The 14,753-nt window shown below is 54.6% G+C and carries 12 protein-coding genes; 4 read left to right on the top strand and 8 right to left on the bottom strand.

Going from position 1 to position 14,753, the window contains the following annotated elements:
• Positions 1 to 56 precede the first annotated feature (56 nt).
• Entirely contained in the window at positions 57 to 1,901 is a 1,845-nt protein-coding gene (locus IT971_RS08565; RefSeq protein WP_063092893.1) for an adenylate/guanylate cyclase domain-containing protein, read from the bottom strand.
• A 45-nt stretch (positions 1,902 to 1,946) separates the two neighbouring features.
• Complete coding sequence (locus IT971_RS08570) at positions 1,947 to 2,384, bottom strand: Lrp/AsnC family transcriptional regulator (protein WP_037988527.1); 438 nt, start codon at positions 2,382 to 2,384, stop codon at positions 1,947 to 1,949.
• Between the two features lie 177 nt (positions 2,385 to 2,561).
• Between IT971_RS08570 and IT971_RS08575 the strand changes: the two genes are divergently transcribed.
• Complete coding sequence (locus IT971_RS08575) at positions 2,562 to 3,644, top strand: saccharopine dehydrogenase family protein (RefSeq protein ID WP_063093038.1); 1,083 nt, start codon at positions 2,562 to 2,564, stop codon at positions 3,642 to 3,644.
• Positions 3,645 to 3,831: 187 nt separating this feature from the next.
• Complete coding sequence (locus tag IT971_RS08580) at positions 3,832 to 6,243, top strand: tetratricopeptide repeat protein (protein WP_063092894.1); 2,412 nt, start codon at positions 3,832 to 3,834, stop codon at positions 6,241 to 6,243.
• 55 nt (positions 6,244 to 6,298) lie between these two features.
• On the opposite strand, the gene IT971_RS08585 is transcribed toward IT971_RS08580, so the two are convergent.
• The 3 genes from IT971_RS08585 to IT971_RS08595 form a co-directional block, all read right to left on the bottom strand.
• Positions 6,299 to 6,805: a universal stress protein gene (locus tag IT971_RS08585; protein WP_037988523.1), complete on the bottom strand. Its 507-nt coding sequence runs from the start codon at positions 6,803 to 6,805 to the stop codon at positions 6,299 to 6,301.
• 241 nt (positions 6,806 to 7,046) lie between these two features.
• Positions 7,047 to 7,805, bottom strand: a complete 759-nt coding sequence (locus IT971_RS08590; protein ID WP_037988521.1) for a TIGR02186 family protein — start codon at positions 7,803 to 7,805, stop codon at positions 7,047 to 7,049.
• The gene (locus tag IT971_RS08595; protein ID WP_007089996.1) at positions 7,805 to 8,728 is read right to left on the bottom strand and encodes a sulfite exporter TauE/SafE family protein; all 924 of its coding nucleotides are present in this window, start codon (positions 8,726 to 8,728) and stop codon (positions 7,805 to 7,807) included. Before IT971_RS08595 ends, IT971_RS08590 begins: the two co-directional genes overlap by 1 nt.
• 88 nt (positions 8,729 to 8,816) lie before the next feature.
• Here IT971_RS08595 and IT971_RS08600 point away from each other — a divergent pair, with 88 nt between their 5' ends.
• Together IT971_RS08600 and IT971_RS08605 are read left to right on the top strand one after the other, a co-directional pair.
• Positions 8,817 to 9,101, top strand: a complete 285-nt coding sequence (locus tag IT971_RS08600; protein ID WP_196871206.1) for a sulfurtransferase TusA family protein — start codon at positions 8,817 to 8,819, stop codon at positions 9,099 to 9,101.
• Positions 9,102 to 9,146: 45 nt separating this feature from the next.
• Positions 9,147 to 9,629, top strand: coding sequence for a GNAT family N-acetyltransferase (locus tag IT971_RS08605; protein ID WP_065702201.1), 483 nt, complete (start codon positions 9,147 to 9,149; stop codon positions 9,627 to 9,629).
• Between the two features lie 34 nt (positions 9,630 to 9,663).
• Here IT971_RS08605 and IT971_RS08610 read toward each other — a convergent pair whose 3' ends face one another.
• From IT971_RS08610 to IT971_RS08620, 3 genes are read right to left on the bottom strand one after another with little or no spacing between them, the layout of a single operon-like run.
• On the bottom strand, positions 9,664 to 11,034 hold the full coding sequence (locus IT971_RS08610; RefSeq protein WP_063092895.1) for a DUF2336 domain-containing protein: 1,371 nt from the start codon (positions 11,032 to 11,034) through the stop codon (positions 9,664 to 9,666).
• Entirely contained in the window at positions 11,031 to 12,737 is a 1,707-nt protein-coding gene (locus tag IT971_RS08615; RefSeq protein ID WP_223305070.1) for a diguanylate cyclase domain-containing protein, read from the bottom strand. The genes IT971_RS08610 and IT971_RS08615 overlap by 4 nt, the downstream gene beginning before the upstream one ends.
• Positions 12,738 to 12,766: 29 nt before the next feature.
• On the bottom strand, positions 12,767 to 14,584 hold the full coding sequence (locus tag IT971_RS08620) for an EAL domain-containing protein (RefSeq protein WP_223305072.1): 1,818 nt from the start codon (positions 14,582 to 14,584) through the stop codon (positions 12,767 to 12,769).
• Between the last annotated feature and the right edge of the window lie 169 nt (positions 14,585 to 14,753).

A 14,753-nucleotide genomic window follows, 5' to 3' on the forward strand; every position in this document is an offset into this window, starting at 1 on the left:
GGGTTATCGGCAAAGCTTACTGATGATTGAACGCAATGAAAAGCATATCGCGCGGGTCAATTCCGGCAGGTATAGATTAGAGTTTCGGTATGACGGCCACGCAACTGGATTTGTCCGGCTTTTACCACCCGCTCGGGATCGGAAAGGAGATCGCGGGTGCTGTCTGATAGAAGGATGCGGGTTCCCAGTTCCTTGTTTTCCCGTTCAAGCCGCGATGCTGTATTGACGGCATCGCCGTGCACGGTAAAGGACAGGCGGGCACTTGCACCGACATTCCCGGCGATCATGCGCCCGGTATTCACCCCGCAGCGGCAATGAATGGAAAGTCCGTCAAACTGGCGGGTTTTGACGGCATGCTGAATGGCGATGGCCGAATCAAGGGCCGCATCGGCATGGTCATGCAATTCATCAAAGGCGTTAAATACCGCAAGAATTGCGTCACCCTGGAACTGGGTAATGATGCCACCATGTTCTTCGATAATGCCGGTCGCGCAATCAAAATAGGCATTGAGCATCGAGATGATCTGTTGCGGTTCAAGTTCTTCACATAATGTCGTGAAGCCTTCGATATCGACAAACAGGACAGTTGCCTCGCACTGCTGCGGCGGAAGAACCCCGGAATCGGTTCCCGATGCCAGAAGTTTGCGGGCAATGGAGGCCGGCAGGAATTTGCCAAACAGGCTGCTGATCCGTTCGCGGTCATGGACGGCCTTGATCATGTGATTGAATGATCGTGCGGCATCATCATATTCGCGAATACGGCTGCCTTTAAGGTCGGGGAAATCGTGGTTTTCGATGCCATCTTCCTCAAATGCCCGGGCGGCGGCGGCAAAACGGCGGATCGGTTTGGTAAAGTGACGGGCAATGATCACGGCAACGATGATCGATAGCAGCAAAACAGTCCCCCCCATCACCGATGCCAGAACCAGTCTGTTCCATTCGTCATCAAACAGTTCTTCTTCGAAATGGATCCCGATGATGATCGGCGAGAAGGGGGTATTCATCATCTGTTTGGTGACGATCATCGAATAGCGGCCATCAAGATCAAGGCCGGACAGGCGAAGGTTTTTGGCTTCGGGGCGTTTTTTGCTTTCATCGCCAATATCAATGGACTCGGACTTGCCGATATTGGCCAGAACCGGATCGCCGATATCATTGATCGTCGGAAGGGGAATAGGGCTGCGTGCTATATCCGCGCCATTTACCAGTGCCGATGCAGCACTATCGCCCCATTCACGAAGACGTGGATGGGCCATGACACGGTTTCCGGCGATCAGGATAAACGGAACACCAGGCAAGTCCTCGCGCCCACGGATAAGGCTGTTGGACAGGTTTGACAGTGACAGATACTGGATGAATGTTCCGACGTAGCGGCCGTCCGCAAACAATGGAATCCAATCAGCAATCACTGTCTGCTTGAAATAGGGGTCCCATCGTGGAAAACCGGTGTGATTAACCGTTGGTCCGCGCAAATGCGCCAGTTCTGAAAAAATAACATCATCGCTGGGCAATGTACGGCGGATTTCGCTCATATTTTCGGGATTATAGCCGATAAACTGGCGGTCGCCGGTAATCAGACCATAGGCCATCACATCGATTTGCGACGCCGAAAGCGCGCGCATCGCATTGTTCCAGCCATACTGAAAGCTTGGATCCAGAGCGCCACTTGCCACCTGATCGGCGACCCAGACCGCACGTTTACCCACATTGTCCATCCGTTCATGCATGGTTCGCTGGACCGATGTCAGGTCCAGATCGCTAAGCATGACCCAAAGGTTGCGGGTGTTTTGATAGGCGGCCCCAAGTCCGACATAAAGGGCAATACCGACACCAAGAATGCTGGTGACAGAAAACCCGGCAAGCAGAACAGTCAGGACGGAATATCTGCGTTTTTCAGCCAATTTTTTGAAAATTCCCGAACAGAGGCTCCCCAACCCGGGGGCAGTTTATCGTCTATCAAATTTCGTGGAAAGGATGATTGAGCTTGCCGTGCGTTTAATTCCGGGCAAGGCCCCGATTTGGTCAAGAACGGTATCAAGTTCTTCGGATGTGTCGGCGGCAATTTCGGCGATCAGGTCATATTCACCGGAAATCGCAAGGCACCGAATGCAGTGGGTTATTTTCTGAAGCGCGCCGACCACCCCGGCAGACTGTTTCTGTTCGACCTGTATCATGACTTCGGCAAGCAAAAGCGCACGTGCTTGTTCGCCAAGCTGTATTGTGTATCCGGTTATGACCTTTGCCTTTTCAAGGCGTTCAAGGCGTTCCTGAACAGCACTTCGTGACAGATCGACATCACGCGCAAGGGCCGCAATCGGGGTGCGGGCGTTTTGTTGCAGCCGGGCGATCAGGCGGCGATCAATGTCGTCAATGTTGCGTTTCATCGGTGTAGCCCGTGATTTTAACGGTTAAATCATGAGAAATGACAGTATCGCCGGGTTGTAACCGGCAGTCCAGCGGAAGACCATCAAGACAGCATAACAATAACGTTATCAGGGCCGTAATCAGGCGGGGCCACGCATCATATGCGGTCAAAGGCGTCAAAATGGGAGTTTGCTGAAATGAAAAAAGTTCTGATCCTTGGGGCAGGTAAAATCGGTCGTATTGCTGCTGTCATGCTGCGTGAAAGTGGCGAATATGCGGTGACGCTGGCGGATTCCAACGGGCATATGCTTGAAATTTGTGCCAAGGATGATGCGGCAACGCTGGTCAAGGTTGATGTCACCGACGAGGCGGCATTGACGGAAGTGGCCAAAGGCCATGATGCAATCCTGTCAACCTGTCCGTTTTACCTTAATGTCGCGATTGCGCGTGTGGCGCGCAGTGTTGGGGCATCTTATTTTGATGTCACCGAAGATGTTGAAACCACCCGTGCCATTCGTAATATTGCCAAGGATGCCGATGGGGCGTTTGTGCCGCAATGTGGTTTGGCACCGGGCTTTATTTCGATTGCGGCACATGATCTGTTCAAGCGGTTTGATAGCGTTCAGAACCTGCGCCTGCGCGTCGGTGCCCTGCCGCAAAACCCGACCAACCGGTTGAAATACAACCTGACATGGTCGACGGATGGTCTGATCAACGAATATCTGAACCCGTGCGAAGCCATCCACAAGGGCAAGCGGATCGAGGTTCTGCCGCTTGAAGGATATGAGCGTTTCACCATCGATGGCACCGAATACGAGGCATTCAATACATCGGGCGGGGTCGGTGCGCTTTGTGACATGCTGGAAGGCAAGGTCGAAAACCTTGACTACAAGACCGTGCGTTACCCCGGGCATCAGGAAATCCTGAAAATCCTGATCGAAGACCTTGGGCTTGGCAAGCGCCCCGATCTGATGAAGGAGATCTTTGAAAAGTCGCTGCCGATCACAAGTCAGGACGTGATCGTGATTTTTGCCGATGCAATTGGTACCCGCGATGGCGAGCTTTGCGAGGAAAACTTTATCCGCAAGGTTCATGGCACGGCAATCGGTGGCAGGAACTGGTCGGCGATCCAGATCACGACGTCGGCCGGGCTTTGTGCGGTGATGGATATGGTCCTGACCGGCAAACTGGCGGGCAAGGGATATATCCGGCAGGAGCAGGTTTCGCTTGATGATTTCCTTGCCAACCGTTTCGGTCGCTACTTCAGCCTCGAGGACTGATGAATAACCCCCGCATCATGCTTTTTGGCATGATGACAAACTTTGCCATCCGGTCTTGTCAGGCCGGGTGGTTTTTTGTGTGTGCTTGCCATAGTCAGAGCCCATATTTTGTGGCAAAGACGTGGTTTGTTAACGCTTGGCGCCTATGGTGGCGCATTAAATAAACTCTCGGGTGGCGATACGATCCTTGTCTGATCTTGGCGAGATGTTCCGGTTTGCAATCGACCTGTTTGAAACGGGTCAACTGGCGGAGGCAGAAAGCGCCTGCCGCAAGATGACGCTTGCCTATCCGCAGGCGGCAGAAGCCATGCATCTGGCCGGCCTGGTGGCGATGAAACAGGGCAATGGTGATATTGCTGCCGAACGCATGGGCCGGGCTGCAATCGCGGACGCCAATAACGCCGAAATCCAGCACGACCATGCGCAGGCGTTAAAGGCAGTCGGAAAATTGCGCGAAGCCGTTGGTGCGTTCAAGCGCGCGATTCGCCTATGCCCGGATTCCCCCGCACTTTATTGCAATATCGCCAATACCTATCGCCAGCTTGATGAACTTGAACTGGCGCATGAAAACTACATGCTGGCCCTTCGACTGGCACCCGATGTTGCCGAAATTCATGCCAATCTTGGGGCATGCCAGTATGCCATGGGGGATATCGCCGGGGCAGAGGCATCCTGCACAACCGCGCTCAGGCTGCGTGATGATATCGTCAATGCACTTGTGCTTATGGGGCAGATCCGGCTTGATCAGGGACGAACGGTTTCGGCATCCGAACCCCTTTTGCGTGCCCTTGAGTTGCAACCGGGACATCAGCGGGCCCTGACGGCTTATGGCGATGCGCTTTTCCGACTGGGGCAGTTTGCCGGGGCGCTGCATTGCCTGCGTCAGGTTCTGGCACTTGATCCGCAGGATGCCGGGGCGCGGCGGACGCTTGCACTGTTGTATTTGCGAACCGGGCAGGGGACCGAGGCGATTGGTGCGCTTGAAGCACTTTTGCATGCAAATCCCAACGATCCCGAACTTCTTTTGATGATGGGCGAGGCATTAAGCCTTGCCGGACGTCACAGCGAAGCCGTCGAGCGATTTGGGGCGTCGATTGGTGCGGGTGGTGGCGATGACGCCGTGTTCCGTCTTGCGGTCGAACTGGCGGAAGAAGGTGATGCGGCATCGGCCCAATCGGTTTTGCAGAACGCCATTGATCGCAAGGTTGCGATTGGGGAAAATACGGCGTTGTTCCGAACGGCCCGCCGATTGCTGTTTGCGCCAGTTCCGGCCGATCTGGCAGCCCAGAATGACGAAGTTGTTCGTGATCTTCTCGACGATACGCTTGATGACGATGATCTGGACCTTGATCTTGGCCAAAGTGACCTGATCGATCCGATTACCCTGACACGGTTCCCGCCAGTATGGCGTGCGGCCCTTCGTCCCGAAGGCGATGCACAATTGCGTGCAGTTGGTCATTATTGGGAACGGCTGGTTTCAGGTTATGACGTGCCTCATGTTGCGGCGCGAACCCGGCCAAAAGGTGGCAAGGTACGGCTTGGCGTTGTATCGGCCAATATGCGCGATAATGGTATTGGTCGATGGATTGCGGGGCTGGTCCGGGCGATTGACCGGGACCGTTTTGATATTACGGTTATCCGTCCGCCACTGGGCGAGGATGACATTACCGCCCGCATCGACGCCGAGGCCGATCTGGTGGTGCCATTGCCGCTTGATCCGTTGCATTCGGCGCGCGTGATTGCGGGCCTTGACCTTGACGTTTTGCATTATGCCGATCCACAGGCCGATGCTTATACGATGTTGCTGGCAAGCTGGCGTCTGGCACCGTTGCAAATTGCCGGTGGCGGGATTGCTGCGACGACCGGGCTTGCAAATATTGACTGCCACCTGATTGCCGAGGATTGGGAAACCGCGGGCGGTGAAACCCGCTTTAGCGAGGAATTGATCCGTCTGCCCGGATTGTTTGTCAATGCAACACGGCCTGATGAGATCACCTTGTCGCCGGGCGATTTGCAGCGCCGCTGGCGGATTGATCAGGATCGGAATACCTATCTTTGCCCGCAGCCGCTTGATGTTCTGACGGCTGATTTTGATCCGCTGATTGCCGAAATCCTGCGGCTGGATGAAACCGCCGAACTTTTGCTGATCGCGCCTGAGCGCGATAGCTGGGACGCGGCATGGGGGCGGCGGTTTGCTCTTAACTATGCCGATGTCGCCGGACGCATGCGGTTTGTTTCGGTGCATAGTCGTGCAGATCTTCATTCCCTGCTGTGTGCGGTGGATGTGGTTCTTGAAAGTCCGGCATGGAACGATGCGATGCTGGCGTTTGACTGCCTTGGTCTTGGTGTGCCGCTGGTGACCTTGCCGGGCAAGGGCGCACGCTCACGGCGTAGCCATACCTGCTATCGCCAGATTTCGGTTTTTGATTGCGTTGCCTATCATTCGGCGGATTACGTTGAAACCGCCCTAACACTGGCAACAGATAAAAGGCGACGTTCGGTGGTTTCACAGGCCATTCGCAATCGTGCCCATGTCCTGTTCGGGCAACGGTCATCGTTTGAAACCTATATGAACTTCCTTGAAGATCGCGCCGTTTGATAAGCCTGTTGATCAATACGCAAAAAGCCGGGCTATTGCGTTGTCTGGCGTGCGATCAGCTAAGCGCGTCGATATCGGCTTCTGACAGGGCTGCGGGCACAATGGTCAATGGCAGGCGTAATTGACCGACCACATCCCGGTTGGTCAATGCGGTGATCAGTGGGCCGGGGCCATCACTGTTGGTGCCAGCGGCCAGAACCAGAATGGAAATCTGTTCTTCTTCGTCGAGCAAATTCAGAAGTTCGTCTTTCAGGCGTCCTTCGCGAATGAACAGAAGTGGCATGGAGCCGGTCTGTTCATGGACATAGGCGGCCAGTTCGTTGACGCGTGTTTCTGCATTTTCGCGCGCTTCTTCCTGCATCAGATCGCCAACAGCCATCCAGTGCTGGAATTCAGCAGGTTGAATGACGCTTAGCAGTGCGACACGCCCCCCGGTATGCTGTGCACGGCGACAGGCATAGCGAAGCGCTTTGGTCATTTCGTCACTATCGTCGACCACAACAAGGAACGTGCGATCCGTGGTGGCAGCGCGCAGTTCGCGGTCGGCATCAAATGAATTCATGTCGTCCTGTCCTGAATAAAATGGGTTCCGGGGTGAATGGGCACCAACGTGCGGGGCGAGGCGCAATCAAGCCGGACAGACAAAGTTTGCCGTAATTCAGGCCCGGTTTCCAAGCTATTTTTCAAGCATTCCGACAAAGAAAATATCTTTACGCAACTGCAAAACGCGATGGTGCATGTGCGAAAATCATCAAAGGAAGATGTAAGGTGTGCAATCGTTCAATTGGAGATTAGGGCCCGGATCAGCGTTTCCGGAAGGCGACGCTTGCGATCCAGCCGGCACCGATCGCAATGATGACGGCGATGATGCCATAAAGTGCCGAATAACGATGTGCGAAGTCATAAACTTCTGCGCTTACACCGGTTTTTGATACGACCAGCGGCGTTGTTTTAACGCTGGCAATGCGTCCGTCACGGATCAGATAGACATTGATGGTGTAGGTACCGGTCGGGGTATTGGCCGGAAAATGGATATCGGTCCGGAAAAGCTGATTGGACAGGAAGCTGATTTTGGCCGGGCGCTGGTTGAAAAGGCCGGCCGCGCGCATGTTGCGCAGCAGGGCATCTCGATAATCGCTGCTGTTGCGATCCTTGTCGTCTATTTCAGTGACAAAGCGTTGATGTTCAAGCCCGATACGGTAATCGTTGTAAAGCTGGGAATTGGCGATGATTTCCATCGGCCGGTTCGACGCACTGGCATAATAGGCGGGCACATTGCGGAATGTGGCGCTTTCGCTGTTGACCCAGATGCCGACTTTCCGTTCCTTGCGCCGCACGACCATATCCTGATCGGGACCCTTGACCGTCACGATCACATCGCCTTCGCTTTGCACGGCACCAAACAACAGAACATTGGTGCCGGTAAAGCCGGTGGTAATGGCGACCAGGTGGTTGGAAAGATCAACTACCAGTGCTTCGGCGCGCGCGCGTTCAGGCAGGGCCACGGCCAGCACCGCAGCAACGGCAAGCAGTGTGTGGATGATCGCGCCCGATTTGTGCATTACAAATTCTCCGGCGCGACGGAATACAGTTCGGTCGGCGTGATCACCAGATCGAACAGAAGTTTCAGGCAAACCGAAAGTACCAGAAGCCCCAGCATTGCGCGCAAATGCTCTGCCTTAAGCCGCGATCCGAATTGCGCGCCAAATTGCGCCCCGATGACCCCGCCAATCAAAAGAAGGATGGCAAGGGCGACATCGACGGTCTGTGTCTGGATTGATTGCAGGAAGGTGACGTTTGCCGTCACGAAAATGATCTGGAACAGCGACGTCCCGATAACGACACTGGTCGGCATGCCGAGGATATAGATCATGGCCGGAACCATGACAAACCCGCCACCAACCCCCATCAGAGCCGTCAATAATCCGACAAAGAGCCCGACAAGAAGCGGCAGTAATGCGCTGATATAAAGGCCCGAGCGATAAAACCGCATTTTAAATGGAAGACCATGCACGAAGCTGTGCTGGTGCTTTTTGGTGCGGCGGAGCTGCCCGCCGCGGCGTCGGGTACGGAAAATGGCGCGCGATGCTTCGATCAGCATCATACCGCCAATGATCCCCAAAAAGATCACATAGCAAAGCGAAATGACCAGATCGATCTGGCCCAGGGAACGCAACCATGCAAAGACCCAAACCCCGGCGGTCGATCCGGCAATACCACCCGCAAGCAGCACGAGGCCCATTTTAAGGTCGACATTGCCGCGTCGCCAATGGGCAAAAACCCCGGAAACAGAGGATGCTACGATCTGGTTTGCCGCGGTGGCAACCGATACTGCAGGGGGGATTCCGTAAAAAATCAAAAGCGGCGTGATCAGAAATCCGCCGCCAACGCCGAACAATCCGGACAAAAATCCGACGCCGCCGCCAAGCCCCAATATCAGAAAAATGTTTACCGACATCTCGGCAATAGGCAGATAGATTTGCATTGCGGGCGGGCATCAGCGTTTGATTGATTCTGGAAAATCAGTCTAACATATTGTGCAAATGCAACAATCGCCAATTCACGGATTGGCGATGATTATCCCGATTTTTATAAGGTTTTTCATGTCGTTTACTCCAGAAGACCCTTTCGACCTTGTTATTGATGCCCGTGGACTGATTTGTCCGATGCCAGTACTGAAGGCAAAGAAGGCGTTGCGCGATGTGCCGGTAGGCGGCGTTCTAAAGGTTTTGGCGACTGATCCGGGATCGGTTGCAGATATGAAATCCTTTTGCGATATGACAGGAAACCGCCTGTTGTCATCGACACAAGAGGATGATGTGTTTATCTATCATATCGAGAATCTGGCCGCGAAATAACCACAAGAACCGCGCCCGCCACGTCCGGAAATGAAAGTTGCCGCCATGTCCGCCTCATCATCACCCCTGCAATGGGTTCATTGTGCCTTTGACGATATGACGCCGCGTCTGGTCCATGACCTTTTTCAATTACGGCAACAGATTTTCATCATCGAACAGGAATGTCTTTTTCCCGATATCGATGGATTGGACCCGATTTGTCAGCATGTTCTGGGGTTGCTTGATGGCAGGGTGGTGGCAGCCGCGCGCATTGTGGCACCGGGTATTGATCCCGATCATTCCGCACAGGGGCAACATCCTGCAATCGGGCGTGTCGTTGCCAGCCCGGATTTGCGCGGGCAGGGGATCGGCCGTAAACTGATGTTGCAGGCCATTGCATCCTGCGAAGACAGCTTTGCGGGTAAGGGCATTTTTCTGAATGCCCAACTGTATCTTAAAAACTTCTACGAGGGGCTTGGCTTCATCCAGTTCGGTGAGGCGTTCTATGAAGATGGCATCGCCCACATATCAATGCTGCGTTCGGCCTGATCGCGGGCGGTACGGCCGGTATGGCCGGTACGGTTTAGCGTAGGCCGACCGTTGCCATACCGGTAAAGAATTCAAGCTGCCACTTCATGTCTTCTTCGCTCAAGGGATATGCCTCGCCACGGGGATTAAGCGTCTGACCGGGCGGAACATGACCGAGTTTGACCTGAATTTTGACGGCCAGTTCGGCCGAAAGGCCGGCCTTCCATGCCAACGAAACAACCCCCTTGGCCGAATGGGTATTCAGGACCTTGCTTACCGCTTCTGGCGGAATTCCGGCAAGTACGGCCAAGGCGGCACGTGCCAGTTTGACATCATTGGCGGCTAATGCCTTGGCAACTTCCTTGTCGGTGAGTTTGCCTTTGCTATGCAGGGCCAAGGCCTTTTCGTAGGAGGATTCTTCTTCCTCTTCGCCTGCTGCGCCGTCTTTACCGTCTGCCTTGGCAGCGACTTTCTTTTCGGCCTCTTTTTGCTTGGCCTTGCGGGTTTCAACCGGGACTTCGTCGCGTTTGTCAAATTCGCCTGACGAAATGCGGCGATTGACCACTTCACGCACGGCTTCCAGCTGTTCCTTTTTCAGGTCTTTACGACGTTCAAGCACGCTGATGAGGCTTTCGGCCACAAATCGCGCCAGTTTCCCGGCCGCTGTTGGTGGCAGTTGCGGGCGTTCAACCAATGGCTTGTGCCATTCGGGATAATCCGGGGCACGATCAATCAGCTGATCAAGCGTCTCTTCGCGGATTTGCGCCGATTTATTGCCCAGAAGGTGCGAAATCGCGTCCTTATCGCTACTTGCCGCAATCGCATCAGCCAGTTTTTCGCCGACATTGCGTCTGCGCGAAATAAAGCTTAGCGATCCGCGCCCGGTGCTGCCTTCGATGATTTCAAGCAGGTCCGTTTCGGTCAGAACCGGCGAATATTGCAGCACTGGCCCGCACACGACACTTTCCGTATCGCGTGCCAATTGCTGAATGATCGGCTGCGGCGCGTTGGCGATATCCTTGAGCGTTTCGGAAATCACCTGACGGACATGGACGGCCTGATCACGGGCAAGCTTGTCCAGCGCCTCGTAGGTCATGCGGCGCAGCTTGTCCGACTCGTTGGGGGTCAGTCCGGCTGACAGATTGGCAATCTTTTCGGCCAGACTGCCACGAACGCTGTCATCCTTGTCGTCGGTCAGCAGGACGTCGGCTTGTACCGGGGTTGCCTGGTTTGCTGCAATATGACGCCGCACCTGGGAATCCGCATCACTTGCAAGATAGTACAGGATTTCGGGTTTGGTATCGTGACGCTGGGCCAGTACCCCGCGCACATTTGCATCCGGGCTGGCTGCCATATCCTTGGCTTCATCATACGTGATCGGGGTTTCCCGACGTTTGGTGAAGACCCTCTGCAAAAAGCCCTTCATAGGGGTGTCTCCTGGTTTTCTATTTTTGCCGGTTCATCCGATCCGGGAGGGGCGGCAATACCGAAACTGCCTTTGCCGTGTTTTTTCACCTGATACATGGTCTGATCGGCGCGAAGCACAAGTTGTTCAAGCGGTTCTTTGGATGCGGCATCGCGTACCGCAATACCGACCGAAATACCAAGCGGGCGATCTTTGGCACCGGAAAATGATGATAAGGCTGCGCTTTTTTCCAGAAGGATGCGTGCGCGCTTCGCCGCGGTTTCCATATCGGCCCCATCCAGCCAGACGACAAATTCATCGCCGCCAAGACGCGCGACCAAGTCAATCGGGCGGGTGTTGTCCAGAAGAATGCGGGTTAATGCCAGAATGGCCTCGTCGCCGGTCTGATGCCCGTGCACATCGTTGACCAGCTTAAAATTATCCATATCAACATACATCAGTGCCGCGGGCATGTTGTCATGCAGCAGTCGGGCATGGCGACGACCGAGTTCGTCGAAAAAGGCACGCCGGTTCAATAGCCCGGTCAGACCATCGGTCCGCGACAGGGTGACGATCCGGTCATGCTGTGCGGCCTGTTCGATTGCAATGCCGATCTGATCGGAAACCTCGGACATGATGGCGCGTTCGCCGTCATTCGGGACGGGGTGATCGGCATTGAAGATAAATATCACTGCACCATTCACCCGCTGATGATAGTGGGAGTGATGAGCAAGAACGCGATAGTTTTCGATTTCTGCTTCGAAAACGTCTTCGTTTTCGTCAAGCTGTTTCAAGGCCTGATTGGCAATCGGGTCAATGTCTTCGGGGCCGTGACAGGCGACCATTTCGATCTCGTCGGTGTCTTCGTTGCGGCGAAAAATCGCGCATCCCGCACAGGCCAGCGCGCGCGCGCTGGCATCGGCCGCCCCTTTCAGGACAAGGGTCGGATCTATTTCATCGCGCATGGTCCGCACGATATAGGTCATCAGCCGGTCACGGTTTCGCGCGGTGGCGACTTCGCTTTCTCGGCGGCGCTGTTCGGTAATGTCATGGGCAAGCCCGCGCGTGCCGGTCCAACGGCCATCACGCGTGTAAACCGGGGTCGAGGAAACGGCCAGACAGGCGGCATTACCATTGGCGCGTTTAAGCCAGATCGGCACATCCCGAACGGCCTTTTGGCTGCGAAATACGATTTCGCTGTCCTGATCGGCAGTATCAAGCAGGAAATCAAGAGGTGACCGTCCGACGAGCTGTTCGGCCTTGTAGCCAAGTGCGCCGCGCGGCGAGACGAAAATGAATTTGCCGGTATCGTCGGTTTCCCATGCGAAGGCAGAGGATACTTCGACAATGTCACGGTAACGCTGGCGCGAATCAATCAAGGCCTCGCGCAGGTTACGATCCATACTGACATCACGTGGCAGCAGCAGGACACGGTTATCAGCCATTGGCAGGGCGGTCAGTTCAAGCGTTGCCGTGCCGCGCTGTACTTCGAAAGTCAGCAGTTCTACAACCCCGCCGGGTGTTGTGATCGCGCGCAAGACCAGTTTGTTGATTTCGGGGAATAGGCCGTCACGAATGCCTTCGGCGAAGCTTCGGGCATTTTTGTTGGCAAACAGGGGCGTTCCGTTCTTGTCCATGACCAGAACGGGGGCCTCTGCATCGGCCATGGTCTGTGGATCAAGGATGAAAACCTGTTCGGACGTCACATCGGTATGGTCAGACATTGCCTTCTCAGCATCCTTGTGGTGCCGGTTCATTTTCCGCCTCCGGTCGCATCGGCGGTTTGCGTGGTATTTGATGATCCGGTATTCACACTGGCAAGCGTTACAGGCGCGCCAAGATGATATCCTTGACCGTAATCAATGCCCAGATCGCGCACCAGTTCGAAGCTGGCCTGATCATAGATCATTTCTGCAATTGTATGGATGCCAAGATCCCGGCAAAGCAGAGCCGTGGCCTTGATAAAGGCGCGGCCTTTGGGTTTGGCCAGAGCCGTTCGCATGGCACCGCCATCAAATTTGATGATGTCGACGTCAAGCGCGCTCAGATATTCGAAATTGGCGGCACCCGCCCCGAAATCGTCAAGACAGACAAGATGCCCGCGGGCGCGCAGGCGTTGCAGACAGTCATTCACGTCGCGCAATCCGCGAATGCGCGACGTTTCTGTCACCTCGAACATGATTTTTGCCGGATCGATATCATAGCGATCCAGAATTTGTTCAAGTGCTGGCAGAAAATCCTGCTGTTCGAGCGAGTGGCCGGATAAATTAACCGCAACAGAATGAGTTACGCGTTCAGGTTCAAGCGTGACGTGATCCAGCACCTTCTGACACATTGCCAGATCGAATTCGGTGATCAATCCGGTGCCTTCGGCAAAATGAATGATCTGATCAACCGCAAGGGCGCTGCCGCCATCATGGAACCGCGCCAATGCTTCGTAATGGTGCATTTCAAGGCTTTCGAGATGCACGATCGGTTGCAGTGCGACGGCAAAGGACCCATTCTGGACAATTTCGCGAAACGCCCGAACCGATTTCAGGGTTTCCTGAATAAGATGCGGCAAGCTTGCTGAAAGGCGTTCGGCCGATACATCCGAATCACCGCGATGCTGCAGACGATTAAGCGCATATGCAACAGCACGCGTCAGATTGGTTTCTCTTTCACCATTTTCTATCGGTTGGCGGACATTCTGTGTGAGGCGGTGAAACCCGCTGGCAAGGTCATAGTCACGGCCAAACAGATCATTGTTGGTGAGTGTCGAAGCACCCGACGTGCCAGAACTGCCCGTGGCAAGGTTCAGATTTTTGAGAGGATCGGGGGCGTTTGCCGCATCGCTGCAATCCGGATCGTCAAGATCGGCGCGTAATGCACTGGCATAGGCGACAATTCGGCGTTCCAGTTCGATCATCGGCTCGTCAACCAGATAACCGCCGTCTGGTTCAAGGTTTTCGAGGCTTCGGCGGTTGCCGATGCCAATCCCGATCAGGCGCGCAAGTTCGTTGGTCGCATCGGTTTCTGCCTGACTGCGAAGGGCGGCGAGGTTTTCAAGAACCACAAGGGCTTCGCTATGGCTTGAGGCCATGCGTGCGGCGGTTTCGGCCTGCTGGTCGTTCTTGCCTGTTTTTGAGCTTACCGCAGACAACGTGTTTTGCAGAATCAGGCGATCAATGCCCGATCGTGCGCGCGGACGTATCGCGCGATGGCGGGCCGCAATAAAATAACGACCGATCGGTTCGGAAATCATATAGCCGCTAAGCGACAGGGGAACCGGATTGCCAAGGGCAATTCCATCATCCTCGATCAACTGAAAATCAAGATCGAGTTCTTCAAGCCGTTTGATCCCGGAACTGGCATGAAGATAGGCCCGTAACAGCGGTCGTTCCGATTTTATGACCAGCTTATCAAGTGCCTCGCCGATCAATCGTTCCGGCAGGCAGCCCAAAAGACTTTCGGTCGCACCGGCCACAAACAGGATGTATCCGTTCTCGTCGACTTCAAGCAGCATGTCCGCCCAGCAGAACGCCATGGCAGCCAGTAGGTCCCTGTCGTTTGTTTCTGCTGAATAGCTCATATTGTCCGTCATACGAGAACCATCACAAGCCTGACCCCCAAAAGCTTCGGATGAGTTCCGAAGTCGTTTTCCCTGTTCTTCTTAAATAGCGATCTTAAGGGGCAATATGAAGGAAAAGGACTTAATAAACAAAAAAAAGCCGGTGGATACCGGGCATTGTGATTACACA

It is taken from the genome of Thalassospira sp. B30-1 (assembly GCF_015767575.1).
GTDB classification, from domain to species: domain Bacteria; phylum Pseudomonadota; class Alphaproteobacteria; order Rhodospirillales; family Thalassospiraceae; genus Thalassospira; species Thalassospira xiamenensis.

Coding starts and splice junctions, on each gene's coding strand:
- IT971_RS08600 (WP_196871206.1), top strand. CDS start 8,817: ATGATTATCCCGATTTTTATAAGGTTTTTCATGTCGTTTACTCCAGAA.
- IT971_RS08620 (WP_223305072.1), bottom strand. CDS start 14,584: ATGAGCTATTCAGCAGAAACAAACGACAGGGACCTACTGGCTGCCATG.
- IT971_RS08590 (WP_037988521.1), bottom strand. CDS start 7,805: ATGCACAAATCGGGCGCGATCATCCACACACTGCTTGCCGTTGCTGCG.
- IT971_RS08610 (WP_063092895.1), bottom strand. CDS start 11,034: ATGAAGGGCTTTTTGCAGAGGGTCTTCACCAAACGTCGGGAAACCCCG.
- IT971_RS08605 (WP_065702201.1), top strand. CDS start 9,147: ATGTCCGCCTCATCATCACCCCTGCAATGGGTTCATTGTGCCTTTGAC.
- IT971_RS08615 (WP_223305070.1), bottom strand. CDS start 12,737: ATGTCTGACCATACCGATGTGACGTCCGAACAGGTTTTCATCCTTGAT.
- IT971_RS08570 (WP_037988527.1), bottom strand. CDS start 2,384: ATGAAACGCAACATTGACGACATTGATCGCCGCCTGATCGCCCGGCTG.
- IT971_RS08585 (WP_037988523.1), bottom strand. CDS start 6,805: ATGAATTCATTTGATGCCGACCGCGAACTGCGCGCTGCCACCACGGAT.
- IT971_RS08575 (WP_063093038.1), top strand. CDS start 2,562: ATGAAAAAAGTTCTGATCCTTGGGGCAGGTAAAATCGGTCGTATTGCT.
- IT971_RS08595 (WP_007089996.1), bottom strand. CDS start 8,728: ATGCAAATCTATCTGCCTATTGCCGAGATGTCGGTAAACATTTTTCTG.